Origin of the sequence: uncultured Methanobrevibacter sp., assembly GCF_947170395.1 — an archaeon.
GTDB lineage: Archaea > Methanobacteriota > Methanobacteria > Methanobacteriales > Methanobacteriaceae > Methanocatella.
The window spans coordinates 1-25,494 of record NZ_CAMVTE010000016.1; the positions used below are offsets into that span (position 1 = coordinate 1).

At 35.7% G+C, this 25,494-nt stretch carries 28 protein-coding genes and 6 tRNA genes; 14 read left to right on the plus strand and 20 right to left on the minus strand.

The window, feature by feature from the left end:
• The first annotated feature begins 128 nt into the window (after window positions 1-128).
• Together Q0W04_RS05540 and Q0W04_RS05545 are read left to right on the plus strand one after the other, a co-directional pair.
• A complete protein-coding gene (locus Q0W04_RS05540; protein WP_298501142.1) occupies window positions 129-1,088 on the plus strand; it encodes a PLP-dependent cysteine synthase family protein in 960 nt (319 codons plus the stop codon).
• A complete protein-coding gene (locus tag Q0W04_RS05545; protein ID WP_298501143.1) occupies window positions 1,088-1,870 on the plus strand; it encodes a TlyA family RNA methyltransferase in 783 nt (260 codons plus the stop codon). Before Q0W04_RS05540 ends, Q0W04_RS05545 begins: the two co-directional genes overlap by 1 nt.
• On the opposite strand, the gene Q0W04_RS05550 is transcribed toward Q0W04_RS05545, so the two are convergent.
• The 3 genes from Q0W04_RS05550 to Q0W04_RS05560 are packed head-to-tail and all read right to left on the minus strand — an operon-like array spanning window position 1,867 to window position 3,990.
• A complete protein-coding gene (locus Q0W04_RS05550) occupies window positions 1,867-2,142 on the minus strand; it encodes a zinc ribbon domain-containing protein (RefSeq protein ID WP_298501144.1) in 276 nt (91 codons plus the stop codon). The genes Q0W04_RS05545 and Q0W04_RS05550 overlap by 4 nt on opposite strands.
• 10 nt (window positions 2,143-2,152) lie before the next feature.
• On the minus strand, window positions 2,153-2,485 hold the full coding sequence (locus Q0W04_RS05555) for a hypothetical protein (RefSeq protein WP_298501145.1): 333 nt from the start codon (window positions 2,483-2,485) through the stop codon (window positions 2,153-2,155).
• Between the two features lie 56 nt (window positions 2,486-2,541).
• Complete coding sequence (locus Q0W04_RS05560) at window positions 2,542-3,990, minus strand: NAD(P)/FAD-dependent oxidoreductase (RefSeq protein WP_298501146.1); 1,449 nt, start codon at window positions 3,988-3,990, stop codon at window positions 2,542-2,544.
• Between the two features lie 150 nt (window positions 3,991-4,140).
• Between Q0W04_RS05560 and Q0W04_RS05565 the strand changes: the two genes are divergently transcribed.
• Window positions 4,141-4,626, plus strand: coding sequence for a hypothetical protein (locus Q0W04_RS05565; protein WP_298501147.1), 486 nt, complete (start codon window positions 4,141-4,143; stop codon window positions 4,624-4,626).
• A gap of 31 nt (window positions 4,627-4,657) precedes the next feature.
• On the opposite strand, the gene Q0W04_RS05570 is transcribed toward Q0W04_RS05565, so the two are convergent.
• The 5 genes from Q0W04_RS05570 to Q0W04_RS05590 all read right to left on the minus strand — a co-directional run bounded on the left by Q0W04_RS05570 (window position 4,658) and on the right by Q0W04_RS05590 (window position 8,184).
• Complete coding sequence (locus tag Q0W04_RS05570) at window positions 4,658-5,347, minus strand: toll/interleukin-1 receptor domain-containing protein (RefSeq protein WP_298501148.1); 690 nt, start codon at window positions 5,345-5,347, stop codon at window positions 4,658-4,660.
• A complete protein-coding gene (locus tag Q0W04_RS05575; RefSeq protein WP_298501149.1) occupies window positions 5,337-6,008 on the minus strand; it encodes a toll/interleukin-1 receptor domain-containing protein in 672 nt (223 codons plus the stop codon). The genes Q0W04_RS05570 and Q0W04_RS05575 overlap by 11 nt, the downstream gene beginning before the upstream one ends.
• Before the next feature lie 11 nt (window positions 6,009-6,019).
• Complete coding sequence (locus Q0W04_RS05580) at window positions 6,020-6,841, minus strand: toll/interleukin-1 receptor domain-containing protein (protein ID WP_298501150.1); 822 nt, start codon at window positions 6,839-6,841, stop codon at window positions 6,020-6,022.
• Window position 6,842: 1 nt separating this feature from the next.
• Entirely contained in the window at window positions 6,843-7,295 is a 453-nt protein-coding gene (locus Q0W04_RS05585; protein ID WP_298501151.1) for a hypothetical protein, read from the minus strand.
• Between the two features lie 169 nt (window positions 7,296-7,464).
• Window positions 7,465-8,184: a hypothetical protein gene (locus Q0W04_RS05590; protein WP_298501152.1), complete on the minus strand. Its 720-nt coding sequence runs from the start codon at window positions 8,182-8,184 to the stop codon at window positions 7,465-7,467.
• Window positions 8,185-8,410: 226 nt separating this feature from the next.
• Here Q0W04_RS05590 and Q0W04_RS05595 point away from each other — a divergent pair, with 226 nt between their 5' ends.
• A complete protein-coding gene (locus tag Q0W04_RS05595) occupies window positions 8,411-8,914 on the plus strand; it encodes a hypothetical protein (protein ID WP_298501153.1) in 504 nt (167 codons plus the stop codon).
• Window positions 8,915-8,939: 25 nt separating this feature from the next.
• Here Q0W04_RS05595 and Q0W04_RS05600 read toward each other — a convergent pair whose 3' ends face one another.
• A complete protein-coding gene (locus tag Q0W04_RS05600; protein WP_298501154.1) occupies window positions 8,940-9,206 on the minus strand; it encodes a hypothetical protein in 267 nt (88 codons plus the stop codon).
• A gap of 57 nt (window positions 9,207-9,263) precedes the next feature.
• On the opposite strand from Q0W04_RS05600, the gene Q0W04_RS05605 reads away from it, so the two are divergent.
• Entirely contained in the window at window positions 9,264-9,446 is a 183-nt protein-coding gene (locus tag Q0W04_RS05605) for a MarR family transcriptional regulator (protein ID WP_298501155.1), read from the plus strand.
• A 143-nt stretch (window positions 9,447-9,589) separates the two neighbouring features.
• Here the strand turns inward: Q0W04_RS05605 and Q0W04_RS05610 are convergent, their stop codons facing one another.
• Window positions 9,590-12,700 (minus strand): hypothetical protein, encoded by a 3,111-nt coding sequence (locus Q0W04_RS05610; RefSeq protein WP_298501156.1) that lies wholly within the window; start codon window positions 12,698-12,700, stop codon window positions 9,590-9,592.
• Window positions 12,701-12,917: 217 nt separating this feature from the next.
• On the opposite strand from Q0W04_RS05610, the gene Q0W04_RS05615 reads away from it, so the two are divergent.
• The 5 genes from Q0W04_RS05615 (at window position 12,918) to Q0W04_RS05635 (ending at window position 17,656) form a co-directional block, all read left to right on the plus strand.
• A complete protein-coding gene (locus tag Q0W04_RS05615; protein ID WP_298501157.1) occupies window positions 12,918-13,538 on the plus strand; it encodes a CatB-related O-acetyltransferase in 621 nt (206 codons plus the stop codon).
• Between the two features lie 118 nt (window positions 13,539-13,656).
• Window positions 13,657-14,313, plus strand: coding sequence for a vWA domain-containing protein (locus tag Q0W04_RS05620; RefSeq protein ID WP_298501158.1), 657 nt, complete (start codon window positions 13,657-13,659; stop codon window positions 14,311-14,313).
• Between the two features lie 108 nt (window positions 14,314-14,421).
• Window positions 14,422-14,865 carry a MarR family winged helix-turn-helix transcriptional regulator gene (locus Q0W04_RS05625; protein WP_298501159.1) on the plus strand — a complete coding sequence of 148 codons (444 nt, stop codon included), beginning with the start codon at window positions 14,422-14,424 and terminating at the stop codon, window positions 14,863-14,865.
• Window positions 14,866-14,869: 4 nt separating this feature from the next.
• Complete coding sequence (locus tag Q0W04_RS05630; RefSeq protein ID WP_298501160.1) at window positions 14,870-16,249, plus strand: MFS transporter; 1,380 nt, start codon at window positions 14,870-14,872, stop codon at window positions 16,247-16,249.
• A gap of 15 nt (window positions 16,250-16,264) precedes the next feature.
• Window positions 16,265-17,656 (plus strand): MFS transporter, encoded by a 1,392-nt coding sequence (locus Q0W04_RS05635; RefSeq protein ID WP_298501161.1) that lies wholly within the window; start codon window positions 16,265-16,267, stop codon window positions 17,654-17,656.
• 303 nt (window positions 17,657-17,959) lie between these two features.
• Here the strand turns inward: Q0W04_RS05635 and Q0W04_RS05640 are convergent.
• The 7 genes from Q0W04_RS05640 to Q0W04_RS05670 all read right to left on the minus strand — a co-directional run bounded on the left by Q0W04_RS05640 (window position 17,960) and on the right by Q0W04_RS05670 (window position 20,185).
• A tRNA-Ser gene (locus tag Q0W04_RS05640) sits at window positions 17,960-18,044 on the minus strand.
• A gap of 234 nt (window positions 18,045-18,278) precedes the next feature.
• Window positions 18,279-18,350, minus strand: a tRNA-Trp gene (locus Q0W04_RS05645).
• A gap of 219 nt (window positions 18,351-18,569) precedes the next feature.
• Window positions 18,570-18,642, minus strand: a tRNA-Val gene (locus Q0W04_RS05650).
• A 7-nt stretch (window positions 18,643-18,649) separates the two neighbouring features.
• Window positions 18,650-18,721: transfer RNA gene (locus Q0W04_RS05655), tRNA-Ile, on the minus strand.
• A gap of 107 nt (window positions 18,722-18,828) precedes the next feature.
• A tRNA-Asn gene (locus tag Q0W04_RS05660) sits at window positions 18,829-18,900 on the minus strand.
• Between the two features lie 278 nt (window positions 18,901-19,178).
• Window positions 19,179-19,252: transfer RNA gene (locus Q0W04_RS05665), tRNA-Phe, on the minus strand.
• Window positions 19,253-19,714: 462 nt separating this feature from the next.
• Window positions 19,715-20,185, minus strand: a complete 471-nt coding sequence (locus tag Q0W04_RS05670; RefSeq protein WP_298501162.1) for a pyridoxamine 5'-phosphate oxidase family protein — start codon at window positions 20,183-20,185, stop codon at window positions 19,715-19,717.
• Window positions 20,186-20,220: 35 nt separating this feature from the next.
• Here Q0W04_RS05670 and Q0W04_RS05675 point away from each other — a divergent pair, with 35 nt between their 5' ends.
• Genes Q0W04_RS05675 through Q0W04_RS05690 form a run of 4 tightly spaced genes read left to right on the plus strand, consistent with a single transcriptional unit; the run spans window position 20,221 to window position 22,957 of the window.
• Window positions 20,221-20,697: a GNAT family N-acetyltransferase gene (locus tag Q0W04_RS05675; RefSeq protein WP_298501163.1), complete on the plus strand. Its 477-nt coding sequence runs from the start codon at window positions 20,221-20,223 to the stop codon at window positions 20,695-20,697.
• A 6-nt stretch (window positions 20,698-20,703) separates the two neighbouring features.
• Entirely contained in the window at window positions 20,704-21,789 is a 1,086-nt protein-coding gene (locus tag Q0W04_RS05680; protein WP_298501164.1) for an acyltransferase, read from the plus strand.
• Between the two features lie 5 nt (window positions 21,790-21,794).
• The gene (locus Q0W04_RS05685) at window positions 21,795-22,361 is read left to right on the plus strand and encodes a hypothetical protein (protein WP_298501165.1); all 567 of its coding nucleotides are present in this window, start codon (window positions 21,795-21,797) and stop codon (window positions 22,359-22,361) included.
• Entirely contained in the window at window positions 22,358-22,957 is a 600-nt protein-coding gene (locus Q0W04_RS05690; RefSeq protein ID WP_298501166.1) for a hypothetical protein, read from the plus strand. Before Q0W04_RS05685 ends, Q0W04_RS05690 begins: the two co-directional genes overlap by 4 nt.
• Here Q0W04_RS05690 and Q0W04_RS05695 read toward each other — a convergent pair whose 3' ends face one another.
• From Q0W04_RS05695 to Q0W04_RS05705, 3 genes are read right to left on the minus strand one after another with little or no spacing between them, the layout of a single operon-like run.
• Window positions 22,958-23,617 (minus strand): uracil-DNA glycosylase, encoded by a 660-nt coding sequence (locus tag Q0W04_RS05695; RefSeq protein ID WP_298501167.1) that lies wholly within the window; start codon window positions 23,615-23,617, stop codon window positions 22,958-22,960.
• Between the two features lie 40 nt (window positions 23,618-23,657).
• Window positions 23,658-24,995 carry a Gfo/Idh/MocA family oxidoreductase gene (locus tag Q0W04_RS05700; RefSeq protein WP_298501168.1) on the minus strand — a complete coding sequence of 446 codons (1,338 nt, stop codon included), beginning with the start codon at window positions 24,993-24,995 and terminating at the stop codon, window positions 23,658-23,660.
• A 52-nt stretch (window positions 24,996-25,047) separates the two neighbouring features.
• Window positions 25,048-25,479: a tetratricopeptide repeat protein gene (locus Q0W04_RS05705; protein WP_298501169.1), complete on the minus strand. Its 432-nt coding sequence runs from the start codon at window positions 25,477-25,479 to the stop codon at window positions 25,048-25,050.
• Window positions 25,480-25,494: the final 15 nt, after the last annotated feature.

Consider the following 25,494-nt stretch of genomic DNA (forward strand, 5'->3'; position numbering starts at 1 on the left):
TAGTTTACAATATCGTTCAATTCAACAAAATTTCACAAAGGATTTCAACATAGCCCGATATTAAAAAAGTATATTATTATAGAAAACCATAATTAATAATGTTATATCATTTAATTGGATTGGAAATTATGAATGTTGATAAGTTAGTGGGCAATACGCCAATGATAAAGATTGATTATGAGTATGAAGGAAAGACAGGCAGCATATATGCCAAACTTGAGTACTACAATTACTCAGGAAGTATCAAGGACAGGATTGCTTTACATATTATCCAAAAAGAAAGAGAAAACGGCAATTTGACTGAAGGACAGGCCATTGTAGAAGTTACAAGCGGAAATACAGGAATAGCTTTCAGTGCAATCGGTGCTCTGTTTGGCCATGACGTCCACATTTTCATGCCTGACTGGGTATCAATTGAGCGAAGAAACCTAATAGAAATGTATGGTGCACATGTCCATCTCGTATCAAAAGAGGAAGGTGGATTTAAAAAAGCATTGGAACTTGCAGAGGAATTCGCACAAAAAACAGGCGCATACAGACCACTCCAATTTGACAATCCATTAAACGTTGAAGCCCAATATACAAAAACCGGTCAGGAAATAATTGACGCAGTGCCTGATGTGAATGCATTCGTTTCAGGTATCGGAACCGGAGGAACATTGATGGGAATAGGAAAAAGACTTAAAGACAACAATCCGGATTCAAAAATATTTGCACTTGAACCGTCAACATTATCAATCCTCAAAATGGGAATGGAAGAGGGAAGTCACCTGATTGAAGGAATAGGTGATGACTTTATCCCCAAAATCATAGAACAGGACATCATTGATGACATTGTTCTGATTCATGACTGCGATGCAATCAACATGTCAAAAAGAATAGCCAAAGAATTCGGATTGGGAATAGGCATTTCAAGCGGAGCAAACTTCCTTGCAAGCGTTTTGATGGATAATGATGATTTGAATATAGCTACTGTTTTTGCAGACGACAATAAAAAATACATTACCACAAAACTATCCGATGATATTGATGATGATCCAAAACTGATTTCAAATAACATAAAGCTCATAGGCTTTGAAGTGATTTAATGAACGAAAGACTGGACAAATATCTGGTAAACAATGATTTTATCTCATCTAGAACCAAATCAAAGGAACTGATCAAATCAGGTAACGTCAAGGTAAACGGCAGAGTACTTACAAAATGCAGCTACAACGTCAAAACTAACGACCGGATAGAAATAATCGACAATGACTATCTGAAATATGTATCCCGTGCAGGATTGAAACTGGATGGTGCGATAGATTCATTCAACATTGATTTTAAAAACAAGAGCGTTATGGATATAGGCTCATCGACCGGAGGATTTACAGACTGTGCACTTAAACACGGTGCAAAAAGAGTGGTTGCCATTGATGTTGGAACCGACCTTATGGCAGATAGCCTTAGAGATGACGACAGAATCGATTTGCATGAGCAAATGAATTTCAAGGATGCGCCAAGTGAGCTTTTCGATGACATTGACATTATAGTATCCGATGTTTCATTCATATCCCTGAAACATATCATCGACAGGATATCACATGAAAATTCTGATTTTGAACTGATATTTCTTATAAAACCTCAATTTGAATGTGGTAAGGAAATAGCCAAAAAGTATAAGGGAATCATCAGGGACAGGCAAGTCCACAAAGATGTCATTTTGGATATAACAAGCTATTTTAAAACAAAAGAATATAATATGATAGGTTTGGACATATCCAAAATTCCCGGAAAAAACGGAAATATTGAATATCTCTCCCATTTTACAAAAAACAAAAAATCAGTTAATATTAACGTTGATGATATTGTTGACAAATCCGCCAGCTAATCATTGGCCCATCTTTTCAGTTTGGGAAAAGTTTCACTCATCATTGCAGTTGCCTGAGCCCTGTCAATGTCCGGGTGAATTTCAACCATCTTTTCAATGCAGAAATCCATCATCTCTTCCATTGACATGTCTGATGTGAATTCCCCGTCCTTAAAGCAGTATATACAGTAGTCCTCGTTTTTGGACCCGTCAGCATTTGTGCCGTATATCTCTTCGCTTTCCATTGGCATTGCACATGATTGGCAGAATTTCATATTTTCAAAATCTTGCATATATATTACCTCATTCAATCATTTTTCTAACTTCATTAATATTAAGTTCTATAAATTCCCTGTATTTAGGATTGGCTAATATTTTGTACTGTTTTTTATTGGTTCGTGAATAAGCATCAGCCATTACTGCCTGAAGTTCTTCAACACTGCTGTTTAGAACTATATTCAGTTTGTTTTTCTGATGATCTGAAAGGTTTGATAAAAAGCTTCTGGCCTTTGATTCAAACTTCAAAACCAGATTGGTATTCTTTTTTGCAAATCTTTCCAGTAAAAATGATGGTGTTAATGAAAACATCTTTTCATATTGCTGAACATCATCATATGTAATTTTATCTTCACTCATTATTTCACCCTTTTCGTATTTAAACAATTATTGTCACTAACATTATTTAAATTATACTATAAATCATAATGGATGTTATGCAACTTGTAAAGGCAAACCGAACTGCTTGAAGGGAATGCGTAAATCATATAGTCAAGCTCTTCGAGAGTGATTTTCTTGTTGATTATGAATGCAAACATGTTTGCAACGTTTTCAGCATCGGCAGCATATATTTCAGCCCCTACAATCTGAAGGTCCCTATCAACAATCACCTTTGCCTCAGCGGTCAAATCGTTTTTAAGCTCAAGGGAATATGAATTTCCGTATCTTATATGATGCACTTCATATTCATCACTTTCTTCGGCCACATATGCAGGCACACCTACAGTGGCTATTCTTGGAATTGTATATGCAACAGCAGGAACCACAGGATAGGTTATCTCATCGGCTTTGCCCAAAAGTTCCTTTGAAAGGTATTTGGAGTGGTGTATCGCTACGGTTACAAGTTTGGCAATGCCTGTATCTGCAACATCGCCTGAAGCATATATGTTTGGCACTTCTGTCTGCAGGTGACCGTTTACCTTGATTCCGCTTTTTGTATATGTCAGTCCCACATTCTCAAGACCGATATCCTCAACATTGGCGGTTCTTCCCATTGCCGCTATGACATAGTCTCCGGTTAGGCTCAATCCGCTTTCACAGTTGACAGTGAATCCATTTTCATGTGCAATATTGTCGATTTTTGCTTCCGGATCTCTTAAAAGTTCATCGCAGTTCATTCCCTGGGAAGTATTGAGAACCCTTTCATCCGGATTTGGAATGTCCACATTGGCAATGACCTCTTTTACCTGCTCGTTAAAGTGGAAATTGATTCCCTTTTGTTTCAATTTATCGATTACCTTTTCTACATATGGCTGGTGGAAGAACTTCAAGGCCATGTTTCCCCGAACTATTACATCAGCAGTAAGGCCTGCTTCGGCAAGTATTGATGCAAACTCCATGCCGACAAATCCCGCACCTATAATGATTGTGTGGCCTGGAAGCTCTGCAATATCCAAAAAGTCAGTGCTGTCATGGAGGTACTGGCTGCCGGGAATGTCCGGTATTACAGGTTTAAGGCCTGTACATATTACTATTTTATCTGTGGTGAATTTCCTGTCGGCCACCTGAACTGTATGCTCATCAAGTATGACTCCCTTTCCATGGGCAACATCAAGGTCATATTCATCAAACTTATTGTCCAGAAATATTGACATGCCCGCAATTCTTTTCTGTTTGAATTTCATTAGTGCAGACCAGTCAACTTCAAAATTGCCGGATTTTCCAACGCCTTCAAAGTTGTCTGTCAATGCTTTGATTTCATATGGTGCATCAAGAAGGGCTTTTGAGTTGCAGCCCCTGTTTGCGCATGCCCCTCCATATAGGCTTTGTTCTACAATCAATATCTTAAGGCCGGCCTTTCTTAAAAACCGACCCCCCTGCCATGCGGCATTTCCACTGCCGATATAAATTACATCATAGTCCATAAGGTAACCTCGAATAAATAATCAATTTAAATCTTTGTTTAAAATAATATAAATAGGTTAATTCTACAAAACTGTTAAATTAATTAAGCTTAATATATATCATCATTGAGATTTAAGTATCTCATTAAATTGAAAATTAGGGGAATATAAATGAAAAAATTACATATAGGAATAATTGCAGCTGTAATTGTAGTTGCACTGATAGCTATTGTTGCCCTTATGGGGTCCGGAGGACAATCTGCAGTTGATAACAAAACATTTGTCTTTGAAGAGGGTTGCACATTAGACCTTCCGGTAACCGCCACAATATTGAATGAAACTTCAAAAGATAATGGTGTAAATCTTAAATCTTATTACATCACTACCAATGACGACTATTACATTCTTGAAATATTGAGCGGCAATATAGTCACATCAATGGACGAGTTCAAATTCAATTCTGTTGCTTCTGGAGCAACATATGAAGGAACCTATGGTGACTGGGAAGTGTTAAATATAGAAAATGTTAAACTTCCGAACGGCCAGGAGCATGTAAAATATGTGCTGGCAAAAATGGATGACACCCACATCTATCAGATAGAAGGGGATAATCTGGATAATGTAAAAGCAGTTGCTGACACATTCAAAACTGAATAAAAGCATGTAAAAAACATGCTTTTTTTTACTTTTAATTTCTATTGTAAAGCCATTTACCGATAAAGTAAATTGGGAATAGTATAAAAATAAAAAAGCCTATAACTATCAAGGCATAACCGACATCATGATTTATCTTTTCCTCCATAAACATAGCACCTAAAAATGCTAAAATTAGTGGCACAATGCAAGTACCGGCAATTGCCTTAATGAATGTTTTGGTTCTGTTGTCTGCTTCAGCATTATTTTCTAATCCTGATGTATAATCATATTTAATGTTATTGACTGTTTTTATAGTTTTTTTGTTGATAATCGGATCTTCAATTGGTTTTTCAAGTAGTTTTGCAACATCTATCACCAGATTTCTGAATTCATGTCCGGGATTTGGGTATGCATCAAGCCAGTGTTTGTTTTCCAAGAAAAATTCGAGTCCTCCGTCAAGGTTTGCATCATCTATTTTGAATACTAGAATCGGTATGTTTGATGAGAATGCTATGTCTACTTCGGTGTTTACATAGTTTGACTGTTTTGCGTTTTCGGAAAATACAAGTACCATTATTTTTGATGCGCGTATTGCGTCTGTGATTTCCTCGGCAATGTGTCTTACGCCAACATCCCTTGGCTTTATCCAACACTTGAACTTGTTTTCCTCCAAAGTATGACAGATTGCATCTGCAGTCACTTTATCCTTGCTTGAATAACAGATATAAACCTCATGAACCATTTCGCTTACCTCTAATTTTTTTGATTATGAAATATATAATAGGCAATACAATGAAAATAATGAAACAGCCTCCAAGAAGCATGTTTCCAGTTGAATCATCAATGTGCAACATCAAGCCTATTAGTACTATAATGATCGGTGCAAGGCACATATATCCAAATATTTTAAGAAATTTCTTTGATTCTTCTTTATCTGCATTTTCATATATTGGATTTAGATTAATCTTATTTACAGTCTGTTTGTTAATAATTGGGTCTGTTACTGGTCTTTCAAGCAGTTTTCCCACATCGATTACGAGGTTTTTGAATTCAGGACCAGGATTTGGGTATGCGTCGAGCCAGTGTTTGTTTTCCAAGAAAAATTCGAGTCCTCCGTCGAGGTTTGCATCATCTATTTTGAATACTAGAATCGGTATGTTTGATGAGAATGCTATGTCTACTTCGGTGTTTACGTAGTTTGACTGTTTTGCGTTTTCGGAAAATACAAGTACCATTATTTTTGATGCTCGTATTGCGTCTGTGATTTCCTCGGCAATGTGTCTTACACCAACATCCCTTGGCTTTATCCAGCACTTGAACTTGTTTTCCTCCAAAGTATGACAGATTGCATCCGCAGTCACCTTGTCCTTGCTTGAATAACAGATATAAACCTCATGAGCCATTGTTTCACCATTTAAATTCTCATGTACTCCTCAACCAAACTTTCATACCTTTCATCATTTTGAGGCATCATGGACAGCACAGTTTTGCGGGCTAAAAACTCTTTTCTTACAAAGAAAACTCCTATAATAAATGCCAATGCCCAGAAAATAAAAAATAAAATCATTGAATTGCCAACTATGCCTGCATGTCTAAATGTTTCACCGTTATCCAAACCGAATGCCCACAATAATAGGATTAAAGGTATAAATAAAATAACTCCCCATGCCAACCATTCCTTTTCTTTTGCAACATATCCCATGTAAATGTAGGCAAAAGAATAGATTGGGGTGAATAACAGGATAATTGAAGCCAAATCCTTACGTCTGGTTGGCAGTTTATTGGAAACGGATTTGGAATTTTCACTATTATCAATGACTATCTGTTTATTGTATTCCTCATCACATAACCGTAATGCATCTTTAACCAATCTTTCAAATACGCTTTCAGGATTCGGATAGGCTTCCAGCCAATGTTTGTTCTTTAAAAAGAATTCCATTTTGTTTTCAGGGAGGGTTTCATCAATTTTAAATGAAATTATTGATTTGTTATTTCTAAATGCAGCATCTATCTCATTGTTTACAAATTCGGATTCCTGTGAATTTTTGGAAAATACTAAAACAACAATTTTTGCTGCCTTCAAACCGTCCATAATCTCTTTGGCATAATTTTCACCTGATGCAATGTTACGAGGAGCAATCCAACACTTAAGACCATTCTGCTCGAGAACATGACATATCGCATCAGCAGTCTGTTTGTCTTTTGTTGAGTAACTAATAAATATATCATGCGCCATATTAACCACCAAAACTAATAGAATCTAAAAGATAATCATTAAACGGTTGATCTCCAGCTTTAATAACTCCAATTGTTGAATTAGTATCCTTTAACTCAAATGTTGTTTCATTATAAGCATCTTTTGGAATAAAGAAATCATAAAATGTGTAAAAGTTTTCTGTATCTGAAGGTATTGCAGTATAGATTTCTACAATTACCAGATTATGAGTATCATTAAAGGATTCAACATATGGGACATACCCTTCTAAATTCAGTTCATTTACTGCTTCAGCATATAATTTTTCAGCATTGTCTGTTGAATAAATTTCAGAGCGATATTCTGTAGCAGGTCCGACTATTTTAATTCCGCCATCAATATCAATTTTTTGTGCATCATTAGGCAGTGTTACCTTAAAATTATCAAATTCCTTCATTTCATCGGAAAATGGAGGAGCAGTGAACATCACAAACATGAAATAAATCAAAATTATGAGCAGAATAATTATTACAATATGATATTTCCTCATAAATTTTATCAATTCGATCCTATCCATAAAAACCCTCTCACTTTTATATATATTTAAAGTATAATTTTTATTTTATTTAAATATTCTTTAATTATGCATAAAGCATTCTATTTAACTAAAATGATAATCTGTCAACAGCTGAAATAAGTTCATTCATATGGGCATCTTTAACATCCTGAGGATAAAAGCTGTATTCCTCATAGTAAAATGCGGGAATTCCATTTTCATTTAATGGTATTGTCAGGTAAGGTCCGCTTGTTGTTGAGCTTGGTGAGTAATAGGATATGTCTGGTGAGTTTTTTGACACTTCCATTGCATATTGGCTAGCCATACCCTCCTTAATCGGGCTGAAAACAAAGGTTTTATATTCATAAGCTCCCACATTTGAGTGAATATCAACTGCCAAATCATAAGATCCGTTAACGATTGCAGGATAGACGTACCTGTATGCCAGGTTTTGTCCATTCTGCCTTCCGGGGCTGTTATCCGAGGATCCGTCACCGTAATGGCCAACGCCCTGTGTCACATTAATTATGTAGATGTCATATGAATTGTTCAGATTTGAAAAAGTAGGAAGCAGTTTCAGCAGGGTCTGATGTGTCTGATTTTCAAGAGGATGGACACCTATTACATAAGCTATTCTTTTGCCGTTGGGATTGCCGATGTTTCTTATTACCTCAACGGTTCCCGGCTCATCGCTATTGTTGGCAATAATTTCACGTGATGAGATATTTTTAGGTTCATCCTGAGAAGTTTGGCCTACATTGACAATCAGTATGCTGAAAGCGATTATAACAACAATCAGAATTGCTATTAAAATGTATTCTTTTTTCATATTATTCCATTAAAAATCTGTTTCTGATGATATTTATTTTATATGTAATTTGAAAATTACAGCTTTGTATAGCAATAATGAAATTGCCTAAAATGGTTATAACCAAAGTGAAAACTTTGTATAATTTATATATGGTAAATACATAAATATTATATAAAGCAACAATTTGACAATATCCTGGAAAAAATTCTTTGGATATGGTTGCTGAATATTTAAAAGTGATATCATGGAAAAAAAATATATGGCAATTGCAGCTGCTGTTATAGTTGTTATAATTGCAATCGTAGCTATTTTTGCAACAGGTATTATCTCAACAGATAGTTTAATGGGACAGCCACCAGTCGAAAACAAGACTTTTGATTTCGAAGGATGTACATTAGAACTTCCTGAAACTTCTGCTGTTCTTAACTTAACTGGTAATGAAGACCAAGGTGTCCAATCAACTTTCTACTTAGTAACTGATAATTCAACCAATACTACATTCACTCTTGCAGTTGGATCCGGTTCAAACCTCGTACCAACCGCTAATGATTACATTGCTAATTTAGCAAGTCAAGGTTACAATGTTCAAAAAGATGGTGAATATAAAGGTTGGACTATTGTAAAAGATAGTGATGAAGACAGCTATACCTATGAGTTAGTCAAAGTTGACGGAAAAGCATACGTCTTCTCCGGTGACGACTTAAACCAATTAAAATCTATTGTAGATACATTTAAAAAGAAAGACTAATGGAGTAACTTAAACTCCATTATTTTTATTTTTTTATAATTCTTATTACTTTTCTTGCATATATGCGATCCTTTTCTTTAACATCATCATCCAAATCATCATAATCAACCCAATAACTGTTCCAGTTATCGACACGTCTGATTTGGCTTTCAACAAAATCCTTATCTGATTTGTCCAATTTTTCAATGTCAATCAAATCTATTAGCTTTTTTATATCCTTGCTAACTGATTTTGACCAATCACACCACTGTTCGTGTTCCAGATTGGCCAGTTTTTCTTCAAGCTCACTCATCAAATCACCTATATACTATATTATGAATTAAGTATATAATTAGATATAGGTGATTATATGGATAACAAAGAAAAAGTTATTGAAGCATTCAGAAGTTCAGAAGATCCTTTAAACGCCACCAAAGTTAGTGAAATTTCAGGCGTTGAAAAAAAGGAAGTTGACAAAATCATGAAGGAACTGAAAAAGGACGAAACTATCGTTTCACCCAAAAGATGTTACTGGACTCTTGCCGAAAAATAGCATCTCTCAAACCATAATTTTACTTTAATAGTCAATGAATTAAATCAATAGTTGGGACAAACACTATCATTTTAATTCATTGGCCATTTATTTTTAAATAACAACACCACAATACCAACATCATTAAAGTTCAATATCTATATCTACTTGCCGATAATTTCACTTTTTGAAATAGTTGGGCTTTCAGCTTTAGATATAAGGTTTGGTTTTCTTACAAATTTGGTATTGCTTTTCACCGCCTTTTTCATGAATTCATATATATCCTCATCATCTTTCTTAAAGCAGCACTGGATAAACTCGGAATTCTTCAAAATCCCTTTGATTTCTTCCTTATCAACCTCATCAAGTTTAATATGGTTCATCTCCTCCTTGTCGATAAAGCCATATTCATCCCAAATCAGGTATTCTTTAGACCCCAATTCCTTTTTAAGTTTTTTGTGAAGCCAATTTTTTGAAATTCCCATCGACATTGCATGTCTGTATGCCATGACTCTCGGTATTATGACTCCCGTTTCAAAAATCCTTGCAAAATCCTCATAAATTTCATCTTCATTTTTACCCTTTTCATACCATTCATATACATCTTCAACATCAACGCCCAACCTTCTGGCAATTTTTTCTCCTGAGGTTTTGTTTTTTTCTATTTCACCGATAATGATTTCAAATCTTTCATCAAAAACAATTTTTTCAATTTTCTTTTCATTTTCTGCATATTCCTCCTTGCTCAGACATGAATTTTTAAATGCAATCTTACCTGATTTATGAGCCAAAATTGCCTGGCTGAAGAGCTTAAGCTTTAAGTCAAGAAAAGATTCATAAAACCGTTTGAACTTTCCATCTCCGGATTTGCCCAATTCATAATAGTATTGCAATTCATTTTCTGAAATTCTGGAAACCTTGATTGCTTTATTGAATGGTTTGTTTTTGAATGCATCAAGAAACTTATCAAGCAAATCTGGAATTACCTTATCTTCATATAGCTCAAATATTTCAACGAACCTTACAAATCCGCTTTTACCCCTATCGATAAACTCATCGATTGTTTTAATGGATACATCATAGATTTCAGATACCTCATTTTTGGATTTCAACTGCCTGAAACCGTCAATAACCAATTCTATTTCCATCTGCTCGTTGGCCTTTTTAAATTCATTGAACAGCGCAAGCTCTGAGTGGTTTAGCCATTTATCAATGAAATTATTGGAAAGGCCAACTTCTTTGGCTGAATCGGGTTTGTTCTTACCGTTTTTTCTAGACTTGATATACTTGTCCATAAGCAATTCAGTAGTCTTTCGGTAAAATTCTGTTGGATTTTCGTTTGAAATGTATCTGTCCTGGTCTTTAATGTACCATTTGTGGAATTCCTTTTGTGTTATTTCACATTTCTGAATTGCATTGTAGAAATCATAGCTTAAAAGAAGCTTTGGAAGGAGTTTTTTTCTGTTTGCAACATATTCCTCATCAAACCTATTGTGGAAATTGCTATTTTCACGTTTGCTGTTGTTGTAAATCATTGAAAATTCCTGCGGTGTAAGATTTGCTGCCCTTATGGCCTCACGTTTGCTTTTGCCGTCCTTGAGGGCATTGATGATCTTTCCTCTTTTTACCAGATTTGATGTTATTTCGGCATTTCTCTGTTTGAAGTCCCTTACGATTTCAAATTCGTCATGCATTAACCATGATTTAACCATCTTTTTTGGAATGTTCATCTTTTTGAGGACATGATTTTTGCTGAGACCTTTTATCCTGTAATTGAGATACTGGTTCATGAGTATTTCGGTGGTTCTTATGTAGAATTCAAAATAGTCCATTTCATCGGGATTGTACCATTTGTAGAAATCACCTTTCGTGATTTTGCTTATCCTGATTGCCTTTGTGAGGTTGTTGTTTCGGATATGTTTTAAAAATGTCTTTTGCCTTTTTTGAGTGTATTCAATATCAAATCTTTTGTAGAACTCATCGTCATCCTTTTTAGATAAGTAATAAATTTTATTGAATTCCTTTTCGCTCATTCCTGATAGTGATATTGCTTCGGTTAGTGTTTTGTTCCTTTTTATTTCTTTGATTAACAATTCCTTTTTGATTTCTGTAGTTTTGTTTATGAAATCCGCACTCATGAAGTTATTGAGCCAAAAATCATATATTTCGTCTGAAATATGGAGTTTCCTTTTGATTTTTTCCTCATCCATGTTTATTTTCCTATATCTGAAATAGTCATTAATCAGCAGCTCATTGAAGAGTATGAATCCCTCATTCAATTCTCCATCAAGAAAATCCCGTTTTTTGTTTTCAAACCATTCCTTCATGTTAAAATCATCCATGAAGGAAAGTTTTATGCTTTTTTTGATGTTTTCAAATTTCAGCAGATTATCTTCAAAATTCCTTTCGATTTTGAGACGCACCAGCCTGTAGAATTCAACATATGGCTTTTGGTTAATGCCTCCTTTCCAGTATGCCATTGTTTCTTTTATTTCCTGAGTGTCCATTTCATTTTTATAGAATTTGGTTATAAGCAATCCTATTTCTATGTATTCATCAATCTCACGAAGGTATTTTTTAAACTCATCATCGTTAATGTAGTAGAAATCCCCCTTTTTTAACAGGATATTCTGTCTTGAAAGGCTAACCAGAAGCGAAATTACCTCGCTTTCAGACAAGCCATAATTCATCAAATCCCTTTTGGAAAAGGCTGATTTTTCAAATGAATTCCTGATTCCCACCAGAAGGTTTGCATTTTCAATCTGTCTGTTGCATTCCTCACACATATTTGACTGGGAGCTTTGGTTTTTGCATCCGCATATTATGCAGTTATCAAAACTGATTATCTTATCTTCGGGTTTTTTATAATCGGGAATGTCCTGGTCCATGTTTGTGTCAAAAAAATCCCTGAAGTATTTTTTTGCAATAAAATAAAGCCTTTTGTGCAGGTCAAAAGCAAGTTTGCCTTCATCTTCTATGCTTTTTACGTTTTTGTGGATTCTGTTTCTTAGGTTATATGCATCCTGAAGCTTGTTTTTATAGATGTAGGATATTATTCCCAATCTGTAGAGGTTATCGATCTTTTTATAAAATGATATCAGATTGCGTTCAAGCTTGTTTTTTGATAACCTGTAGATGTCATTTACAAGGGTTTCCAGAAATAACGTTGCATCTGCAGTAACCGCTCTTGGAGAACTTATTACATCCTCCTCAAGCTTCATTCCTATTTCATACAGCTCGTTGTTGTGGCCTTTTAAAAAGTCAAAATTTGTCATTTAAATAGCACCTCGTTTTTTAAAAATCATTATATTTCATGTTTAATGCTATTTGACAAATTATATTTAAGCATTTGAATGATTAAAAGCAATATTGATGTTAATTTGTAATTTTACAAGTTTAAATCCATATTTATTATATTTTAAAATTTGTGCAAATCTATAAAAAACAGTAACACAAAATAATTTAGTATATATAAAATTGTTTAGGGTTATCATGATTATTGAGAAACTGTTTAAATGGAATCGATTTAGCCGTAAATTTGTTATATGGTATTTAAGTCGAAGGGAAGGTGGAGAATGGAGATCACCAAAACTTAGACAACTCTTTAAATCCTACAAATCAATCGATGCCGGTTTCGCATCCTACGGATGGGCCCGTGAATATATAGATGGACCTTTAAAAATAGGAAAATATGTAAGCATAGGCCATAACTTCAGAAGGATATCCCTAAATCATCCAACAGATGGCGTTACAACCCATCCCTGCTGGTTCAATCCATCCTTTGGCTGGGTCGACAGGGATTTCAGAAAACGCTCCAAACTCACCATAGGCAATGACGTATGGATAGCCGACAATGTAACCATCTTACCATCATGCAAATCAATAGGCAACGGCGCCGTTATTGCAGCGGGTTCTGTTGTAACCAAGGATGTACCTCCATATGAGATATGGGCAGGAGTGCCAGCAAAGTTATTGAAAAGGCGTTTTGATGAAGAAACATCAGAAAAACTAAACAGAACCAATTGGTGGGATTTAACAGAAGAGGAACTTAAAGACCATCTCGATGATTTTTCAAATCCACAAGACTTCATTAATAATTTTTCAAAAAAATAATTTCCAATTTTTCTTTTTCCATAAAGCTTTTTCTTTCAGCTATTTATATTAAAGTTGAAACAGAGTAGTTACTTGAAGGGTTCAAATCACTTCATTAATAATTTAAGGAGGTAAACAAATGGGTAATTTAAATGATTTGAAAAATGTAACTACTGTTAAATCATTCAAAAGTTTAAATGACAGCAGTGAAGTTGACATGGATTTGGTCTTTGTTCTCGACAAAAGCGGATCCATGTGGGATGTTGAAAAGGATACTATCGGTGGATTCAATTCCTTCATTAGAAGGGAAAAGGAAAATGGTAAAAACACCCGTGTAACATTAGTATTATTCGATGATGAATACCATATTTTATACACCAGAAAACCTATTGATGAAGTTAGTGAGCTTACAAGTGATGAGTATTACGCCAGCGGCTGTACCGCACTTCTTGATGCAATCGGAAGAACAATCATGTCTTTGGATGGCGAAGTGGCCAAAAAGGTAATGTTTGTAATTACAACCGACGGGCTTGAAAATGCCTCCACTCAATTCAAAAGAAAGGACGTAAAGAAACTCATCGAAAGCCATGACTGGGAGTTTCTCTTCATCGGTGCAGACATTGACTCCTATTCAGAGGCACAATCCCTTGGAATCACCGGAAAACGTGCTGCAAATTATGAAAAATCATCTGCAGGATTGGGAACATTGTTCAGTTCCGTTTCAAGGTTCAGATATGCATATGATACCGACTCCAAGGAAGAAATGGACAGAGGCTGGAAAGAAGATTTGGACTGATTTGTCTAAATCTTTATTTTTTTTAAAATTTACACTGTTTCAAAAATAACTGTTTCATTAGAAACATTTATATTCTTTTTTTAATATATCTTAATTCAGGTGATGATGATGGATGAAGAAATTTCCCAAAATCTTGTTAAAAATTCCCCATTTATTGCATGGATTCATAACATATCCCTGAATCAGCAGAAATACATGAAATCAAAGATAGATGATTTCGAATTTGATCATAATATGCGATATATCATTTTCATATATGACAATCCGAACTGCTCTCAGGAAGATATTGTAAACATGTTTGGCCAAAGCAAAGGAAACATAGCCAAGGTATTGAGGAAATTCGAGGACGACGGATACATTGAAAGGCAGATAAATCCCGATAACAGAAGAAAATACATGCTGAATACAACAAAAAAAGGCAGTGAAATAGTTCCAAAAATCAGAAAGATTTCAAAGGAATGGGAAGCTGAAGTTGGAATAAGCGATGACGATATCGAATTAAGAAAGAGGATAATGGAAATTGCCATCAATGGAATGAAACTGATTGAGTGATATTATGAAATTTGACCTTGAAACTTCAGTGGTATTCGTATCATTTATTACATCATTTTTCGCAGTATTTTTATCAGCAGGAATCGTTCTGGGAGTGCCGTCAATAGCCAGTGAATTTGGAATGAATAATATCATTCAAAACTGGATTCCGACAATAGCTCTGCTTGTTATTGCCGTATTTACACTTCCTGCAGGACAGATTTCAGGAAAATATGGTGTTAAAAAATCATTAATCGCCGGCGTAATCATTTTTATTATAGCTTCAATTGGAGCTAGCTTATCTTTTTCAACCGAAACATTTCTTATATTTAGAGTAATGCAGGGAATTGGAATTGCATTTCTAAATGTGTCTGCAATGGCCATGGTGGTGCAGGCAGTAAAACCGCAAAACAGAGGAAAAGCACTGGGATTTACAGTCACAGGAATTTATTTGGCAGGATCCCTTTCACCAGTATTATGCGGATTTCTGGTATATAATCTCGGATGGAGGTCAATGTTTTACTTTGTAATTCCATTCCTGATATTGTGTCTGATACTTATGAAGTGGAAAATTCCCGGCGAATGGAAAACTTATGAAAACAATGAAATCGATAAAATCGGATATGTCTTATATGGATTCGGCATTTTACTTTTCATTTACGGGTTTACCAATTTGATAAACATTTATGGAATTGTTAGTGTTGTTCTGGGAGTTATTTTACTGGTTATTTTTACCTTTTGGGAGTTGAAAGCTGAAAGCCCTGCATTTAATATTAATCTATTTAAAAACATGAAGTTCACCTCATCCAATATTGCGGCATTATGCAGTTATCTTGCAATTGCTGCAATAACAACAATACTGAATTATCATTTCCAGTATGTTAGAGGCTGGAACGCTCAGCTTTCAGGACTCATGTTAATAATAACTCCAATAATAATGGCCATAATGGCTCCTAATGCAGGTAAACTTTCAGATAAGATTCATCCGCAAAAGCTGGCGGCCATTGGTATGGGAATAGCTACAATAACTTTAATAATTTTAATATTTTTGGATGCAAATACTCCAATTTATCTAATCGTCATTGCAATGATATTGCAGGGAATTGGAATGGGACTGTTTACAACCCCAAATACCAATGCCATTATGAGTTCTGTTCCTCCAAACGAAACTCCTAATGCCTCTGCAGCACAGTCTGCAATGAGAACAATTGGACAGACCATGAGCCTGGGGCTTTTAACACTCATATTTGCATGGATAATGGGCAGCTTAAAGCTTTCATCACAATATGCAGCCATGATTGTTCAGGCATCACAGCTTATCTGTTTGATATGCACTGTCATTTGCATAGTTGCAATATTTGCATCATTGGTGGGAATAAAATCAAAAGATTCGTTCAACATATAAAAAGAGGGATAAATTATGAAATTCGATTTGGAAACGGTTGTAATATTTGTATCATTTATTACATCATTTTTTGCAGTATTTTTATCAAACGGAATAATCATAGGGGTTCCGGCCATTGCACAGGAATTTGCAATGAACAACGTTATTCAGAACTGGGTTCCTACAATATTCTTTTTGGTAGTGGCTGTCTTTACAGTCCCGGCAGGACAGATTTCAGGAAAATTCGGTGTTAAAAAATCATTGTTAATGGGAGTTATAGTTTATCTGATTGCATCAATAGGTGCATGCCTTTCATTTTCAACAGAAACATTTTTAATCTTTAGGATTCTTCAGGGTGCAGGCGTTGCATTTTTAAATGTATCCGCAATGGCCATGGTTGTTCATGCGGTAAAACCTCAAAACAGGGGAAAAGCCTTAGGTTTTACAGTTACAGGAGTATATCTTGCAACATCCCTATCTCCGGTTCTTTGCGGATTTTTAGTTCATAACTTAGGTTGGAGATCAATGTTTTACTTTGTGATTCCATTTTTAGTTTTATGCATTTTATTAATGGTATTCAAAATCCCTGGAGAATGGAAAACATATGAAAAAGATAAAATCGATAAGATAGGTTCTATCATATACGGACTTGGCATATTGGCATTTATTTATGGATTTACAACTCTAACAACAACAAACGGATTGATTTTAACCGTTTTGGGATTGGTGATGCTGGTGATATTTGGAGCATACGAACTGAGACAGAAATCTCCGGTATTCAACATGAACCTGTTTAAAAACAGAAAGTTTACATCATCAAATATTGCAGCTTTGTGCAGTTACATTGCAGTGATGGTGGTTACTACAGTCCTGAATTATCATTTCCAGTATGTAAGGGGATGGGATGCCCAAATGTCCGGATTGATATTGATAATAACACCTATCATCATGGCTATAATGGCACCTAATTCAGGAAAACTTTCAGATAAGATTCATCCGCAAAAACTGGCCGCTCTTGGAATGTCAATTGCAACTGTTGCTCTTTTGATATTAACATTCCTTAATGCAGACACACCGGTTTATCTTGTAGTGATTGCCATGATCCTGCAGGGTATCGGAATGGGACTTTTCTCAAGCCCGAATATGAATGCAATCATGAGTTCAGTGCCGCCGAAGGATGCGCCAACAGCATCAGCATCACAGGCAACAATGAGAACTATAGGCCAAACTATGAGTTTAGGTCTTTTGACACTGATATTTGCATGGATAATGGGCAATTTGAAACTGGCTCCGGAATATGCTGCAATGATTGTTCAGGCATCACAGACTATCTGTGCAATCTGTACAGTAGCATGTATCCTTGCAGTATTCGCATCACTTGTCGGAATCCGCTCAAGTGACAAGTTCAACACAGAAAGACCGGAATGAAAAAAAGAAATAATAGTGAGGATTTAATTCCTCACTTTTTTAATATTGGTACCTTTAAAGGTACCCAAACTCTATTTTTTGAAGATTTAATATGGCAGTAAAAGTATTAAAGTGTCCAAAGTCAAGGAGTGAAAGAAATAATTATTTTTAATTTTTGGACACTGAAATACCAAATGCTCTGGCAGGGACTCAAACCCCAATCTCAAGCTCCGCAGGCTTGCATGCTATTCAATTACACCACAAGAGCATATACTAAATGAGTCTGCTGAGCGAGAAACTCTGTCTCTCTAACAGACTCACTAACGGTAGGGAAGGGATTTGAACCCTTGGATGTTTTACCATCAACGGCTTAGCAGACCGCTTCCATACCTGGCTAGGATACCCTACCAAATTTAAATGCCGGTAAAACCCGGCAAATAAATTCAAGGAAATGAGGTTAATTATGGAATCAACATTCCAAATGCGAACACTGGGATTCGAACCCAGAAACCAACCTTGGAAGGGTTGTATGATACCTTTGTCATCATATTCGCATATACTGGTTTAGCCTTGCACCAACATCTCTTCATCAGATGAAGTGTAATTTCTTAAACTGCCCCCACATATCTATAGATAATTTAAATGGGAACAGACGGATTTGAACCGTCATCCTTTGGTCTGGAGTCAAAAATGCTGGCCGTTACACCATGTTCCCCAAAGGTGGCATCCGGAATCGAACCGAAATAACTTGGGTTGCAGCCAAGTACCTTGCCAATCGGTCATGCCACCAAATTAATTAAGCGGCCCAATCGGGAATCGAACCCGAATCAACAGGCTGACCACCTGCCATGTTAGCCATTAACACTATTGAACCTTTATTTCAGTATTCCAGGCAGGCAGAACTATGAACAATCTGCCTGCCGCACAAATCAAATAGGCCTGAAGGGATTTGAACCCCCGACATTCACCGTGTAAAGGTGACACTCTGCCATCTGAGTTACAAGCCTATATAAGTAGATCCGATGGGATTCGAACCCACGATCTCCCGGTTATCAGCCGATTGCTCTACCACTGAGCTACGGATCTATTTAAATGCTTCCACATGGAAGCGATGAAATTATGGAGTTTGAAATACAAACTCCAAAATTCGGAGGTCATATTATGAAAGATTTTTTAAGATTTAAAATCTTAAGCGGGCCTGAAAGGACTTGAACCCTTATCACCAGATTAACAGTCTGGTATTCTACCTGTTAAACTACAGGTCCAAAGAGTGAGACAGTCAAAAACCGTCCCACAAACTTATCAACATTTTATTACTTTTTTATCATTTTTTGGAGTATGCAAGCCCCCAATAGTCCTGACGTATAGAACAGAACTACAGTGAGAATATTCGGATTCGAACCGAAATTTCCTGCTCCCAAAGCAGAGGTGTTAGCCAAATTATCACTATATTCTCAAAGTCTCTGTGAAGAGAATCGAACTCCCCTCCCAGGGTCTACAGCCCCATGCACTAGCCATTGTGCTACACAGAGAAAATTGTTAGTGCCAGCTACCGGATTTGAACCGATGACAAGGGGATCTTCAGTCCCCCGCTCTCCCTGGCTGAGCAAAACTGGCATTGAAAAGTCATCTAAAAATCTATTAAAATAATTGGTTTAAAGACTATACATACTGTAAATAATCTAAAAACTAAGGCATTGATCAAAATAAGTGTGGTGATGAGTAAAATATCGGTTGGATTATATCATTGATCAATAAGCCCAATGTTGGACTTAAACCAATACCTACTGCATTCCCACACAGAAATATCCTGCCTATATCTAATAGACTCTGTACAACTTGGGCATCTATTCATCATAATAATCATCTAATCTAATATTCGTTATAAATCACGCAATTTGTTTGTTCGTGATTAAGCTTTCCTGCTAAATAATAATCTGATTTAGCATATATATAAATCACTGAAAGCATTTGCTTTACATATGATTTCCACTTACTGAAAGCTATACTATAGTCTATTTTAGATTATATTTAAATCACTGAAAGCATTTGCTTTAGCCAAAAAAAGAATTGGTGAGGTTATTTTTCGGTGACTGTCTTTCCGCTCATGTGTTCAATGGTAATTTCAAACACTTCAGTTTTGTCCAAAAGGCGATTGATTTCATCTACGGTTTCATCATGGGTTGGGAAGAACTTATCTCCCAGATGGGTCAATTTAGCTATCTTTTCATCCCTGTCTGTCAATGTTTTAATCTTTCCGAACACTATGACGCTTTTGAATGTATACCACCATTCATTTTCATTGCGAACTCCCTTATCCATTACGCAGTAGGACACTTTGGAATGTTTTTTAACAGCGTCAATCTTGTGGCCCTTTTTCGCTCCATGGAAATATATTTTGCCGTCAACAAATACATGACTCATCGGAAGGGCATAGGGATAGTCATCATCTCCCAAAAGTGCCAAAACACCTCGAGGTTCCCTGGTCAGTATATCCCTACATTCATCGGCTGAAAGTTCCTGTCTGTGCCTTCTCATTTTTCTAAACATAGTATTATATTTGGTGAAACCATAAAAATATACTTATGGCAGAATTAACTTTTAGAAATGCAACCGAAGATGATGTAGGTCTGGTTTTGGAATTCATTCGCAAACTCGCAGACTATGAAAAGAGATTGGATGAAGTGATAGCTACCGAAGAAGAGTTGAAAAAATGGATTTTTGATAAAAAACAGGCAGAAGTCATATTTGCCCTTGAAGACGGCAAGGAAATAGGCTTTGCACTATTTTTCCTCAGCTTTTCAACATATATCAGCAATGTGAATCTGCATCTTGAAGACCTTTTCATTGACCCGGAATACCGTGAAAAAGGTTACGGCAAGGCATTGCTTAAAAAACTTGCAGGGATTGTTGTTGATAGGGGTTACGGAAGGTTTGAATGGACATGCCTTTCATGGAACAAACCGAGCATTGACTTTTACCTGTCTTTGGGAGCCAAACAGAAGGACTGGAACGTATTCCATCTAACCGGCGATGAATTAAAGAAATTGGCAGAGGATTAATATATTATGGCAGATTCAACCAATTCCAACCGCATTTTTTATTTTGATATTTTAAGAGCAATTGCAATAATCGGAATCGTATTTTGCCACGCTTCCATTTCATTTATTGTAGGTGATATGGGAAGCATGAACTTTTATTTTTCATCATTTTATGACTGTCTTAGGGATTTTTCTGTCCCGATTTTTGTAATGCTTAGCGGTGCATTGCTTATTGGAAAAAAGGATTCGCTCACAAAATTTTTCAAAAAGAGACTCTCAAGGATTTTAATCCCATTCATATTCTGGTATATCATATACACGCTATATTCATTTATAAACCTTAAACACGGCATTGACATTACAAATGCAGTCGACATATTCATCGGAAAGGGAGGAACTCTTGGTGTGGCCTTCTGGTTTATTTGGATGATTATAGTAGTATACGTTGCAGTATTTTTAATCAACAGACTTTTGCAAACCAGATACAACAGCAAAACAATCATTAACGTATTGACTGTGCTTGCTGTAGCGTATATTTTGATGTTTCAGTTTCATTTCTTCACAAGTGAATACTACAGCATGCTGATTAGCTATTATGCATCATTTATAAGCTATGCAATCATAGGTTACTTTTTGGCCAACACCAATTATCTTGAATCCAAAGTCAGCACAAACAAACTGGTTTTGATTACATTTTGCTTGTCAATAATGTTATATGTAGGCTATATTGTATGCTATGTAGTTCCAACATCACTTTCAAAAGGTTATTTCACCTATATCGGATATTTCCACATTCTGATACTTGTGATGTCTGCTGTCATATTCCTGTTTTTCAAATATCTTTCAAAAACACAATTTTTAATCAGTCTTGAAAACACAACTTGCGGTTCTGCAATCACCACATTAAGCAAGTACGCCTATGGAGTATATCTTGCCCACTATCTTATACTGTTTAACTTAAAATTGTTCATCAGCGGATACATTGCGATTTCAAGTCTCAATTCAATTATCTGGATACCTATACTTGTAATATCCACTTTGATAATCTGTCTGGTTATTTTATACATTTTAAATAAAATCCCATACATTAATAAAATAGCAGGAGTAAAGTAATTAACATGGAAATTTCAGCAAGCGAGATGAAAAAATCAATCGAAAAAATATATGATAGACTTGATAAGGTCACACCGGTTGATTTTGACTGCGGAAAATTATGTGGAGAAGTATGCTGCGTTTATGATGCGGAGGATTACCGCAACGAGGAACTTGCACTCTATCTTCTTCCCGGCGAAGAGCTGATGTATGAGGATTCCGATGAATTCGAACTTTATTATATTGATTCTTCAGAAATAAAATATCCTCACTCATGGAAAGGCCAGATTTATCTTGTAAAATGCATCAATCCTCCGAAATGTGACAGGTCAATAAGACCGATTCAATGCAGGACATTTCCGCTTATACCTCACCTTGACAAAAAAGGGGATTTTCATCTGATATTTGACGAGTCCGAATTTCCATACAAATGTCCTATAGTTCATGACCACATCAAACTGAATGATGATTTCGTAAAGACAACATATGAAATTTGGATGACACTTATGGCAAATCCTTTGGTTTATGATCTGGTGGATATGGACTCAAGAATGAGAGACAACAGAAAAACCAACTATGAGATTGTAATATGATTAAGAAAATACTTGTAATTATATTAGCATTATTCATATTGATGAATTGTGTGGCGGCTATTGATTCATCCAACTGGACTAAGGCAACAGTCGGCTATGAGGAGTTCAAGATACCTCCGCAATACCAAAATCCGTATGTAAGTGACTTTGACATGTATGAATTCGATGAGGACATTGATGTTTTTACAATCAGATTCGTCAATCCCAATCTGATGGAACTGTACGGATATTTCCTTGAAAGAGGACATGCAAAAAAAGTTAACGTTTCAGGTCATGATGCCGTTCACTTTACTAGCTATGACAGACATGATGAGGCAAACAATTCTAAATTATGGTTTTCAGCAGGTGAGGAATTCTATTATATTGCCTGGAGAGGTACAAATATCACCCCTGAAATAAAGGAAGTTGTCGCAAGCGTTTCTCCTTCAAAATATTCTCATAAGGAGTTCTATTCCATATTGGATGAAGAGTTCAAAAATTACAGGATTGTTGATGCTATAGAATCCCAAAGATATGATTATCCAAAATCAGACAGCGGCAGCCATCCATATGTATCACTTGGATCCAACGGAATCAATTATGGAATTATATTCTAGCTACAGTCTCCAGTTGATTTCTTCCACATTATTCTTTTTTAAAAATTCATTGGCCTGTTTGAAATGATTTGAGCCTAAAAAGCCACGCCTTGCAGAGAACGGTGAAGGATGTGAAGTAACCAGAACAAGATGATTCGGATTTGTAATCAATTCCTTTTTCTTTTCAGCCTGCTTTCCCCAAAGCAAAAATACTATCGGCTGGTTTTGCTGGTTTAATATTTCAATTACCTGGTCTGTAAATGTCTGCCATCCGCATTTGCTGTGTGAATTTGCATTTCCCTTCTCAACAGTCAAAACCGTATTCAGCAAGAAAACGCCTTCCTTTGCCCAGCTTTCAAGACAACCGGAATCAGGAATTGGATAGGAATATTCCTCATTGATTTCCTTAAATATGTTTTTAAGTGAACGTGGAATGGGATGGCCTTTGGGTGTTGAAAATGCAAGTCCGTGTGCCTGACCGGGTTCATGATATGGGTCCTGGCCTAAAATAACAACCTTGACATTAGCCAGAGGTGTAAATTTAAAGGCATTGAAAATATCATCATATGGAGGATAGATGGTTTTTGTTTTATATTCCTCATCGATGAAATCCATTATATTTAAAAAATAGTCCTTATCAAATTCGTCCTTTAAAACCAAATCCCAATCATTACCTATCATGGATTAAAGTATGCACTTTTATATATATTATGGTTTCTGATTACTGGTAGTGATTTTTAGAAAACTCTTCAATTACTTTAGAAATTGCTATGCTTTCCTCATCCTTAATGAAAATGTTATTTGTATTTTTAACGATTGAATTATAGAATTCAACAAGTTCATATCTCAAACCGTCCTCATCGAATTTGAAGAAATACTTTTCATTGAGGTTTTGGTTTTCAAATCTCACTTCAAAATATTCGGTTTTCCACCAAGGGGCAGGAACGTAAATGTAGCCATGGGTACCTGCAACAATCAGTTCCCCTTCCTTTTTGACACCTAAACCCACATTTCCTGAAGCTATGGCGTCATCGTATTGTATTGAAACTTTAGTATATATGTCAATACCTGTTTCTTCATCAAAAAATGAGTTAAAATCAATATTTCTATAATCAGTACCTAACAATTTGAATATTGCTATAAGAGGATATGTAATAAGTTCGTTTAGGCTTCCTCCACCAATGCTTTTGTCATATTCCCTAAGCGATTTGTCTGTTACAAGTTTGGTGAAAGTGGCATCCACATCCTTGATGTTTCCAATAACACCGCTTTTTGCAAGGATAATCAGTCTCTGGAAAGCCGGAGCATAAGCGGTTTTAATGGCTTCAAATAAAACCACATCATTTTGCCTGGCTATTTCAAACAGTTCTCTTGTTTGGGATTCACTGAGTGTCATCGGTTTTTCACAAAGGACATGTTTTTTTGCAAGCAATGCCTTTTTTGCAAATTCATAATGGGTTGTATGTGGCGTTGCAATATATACCGCATCACAATTGTCCAGCAGTTCGTCAAAATCAGTTGTATAGATGTTCAATTCGTTTTGTGTGGCAAATTCTTTGATTTTATCTTCATTTCTGCCATATACAACATCAAAGTTTATTCCACTGACATATTTGGATTCACGAATCATCCTTTTTGCGATTCTGCCTGCACCGATACATCCTATATTAAGAATTCCATGTTCCTGATTTCTAAGCTGAGTGCTTGAAACACCTTTTGTCCTGTCAAGATAAACGACATCGCAGTACTCTTTCAAATAATCGAATTTGCCAAGCCAATCAGATCCTATGACAAACAAATCTATATCATACTTCTTAATGTCTTCAATCTTTTGACCGGTATATTCCTCAACGATTATTTCATCTACCAGACCGGAGTTTTTAACGTTTTCTATTCTCTCAACGAGTGACTGGGTAACATTCAATTTACCTCGAGCCTTGTCATAGCTTTCGGAAGTGACTCCTACAATCAGGTAATCTCCCAATTCCTTTGCTCTTTTTAAAATGTTATAGTGTCCTTTATGAAATAAATCAAATGTTCCATATGTTATTACTTTCATAGTTTCCCAACTTTATCTATAATAGGATATATCTTGACAATACATTATATAATTAATTATTCAATTCCTTAAGGCGTTTCATCAATTCGTTTTTTGTTTTGCCATCACTTTTAATGTTTTGAATGGCAGACTTTAGAATGCTTATCTCATTTTGCCTGTCATCTTGTAAATTATAGATATCCGCAAGACATGTGTAGGCTTCACCATTGTCCGGATTAATGGCTAAAATCTGTTTGAAAACAGGTATTGCATCATCCAATTTATCTGACATCATCAGTGACTGGCCTTTATTCATCAAATCGGAAATATCCTTAACCTGATTCAACCCTTTTTGCATGTTTTCAGACACCTGTCTTTTTTCCTTTGCTTCAACCCTGTAAAGTGCATCGAAAATTTTTTCGGCATCTGATTTGTCAAAATTAGATCCTACTTCACGAGAGGATTTTTCCTCTTCCTTTTTGAAAATTTTATCAGTTAATCCCATGATAATATTATGATT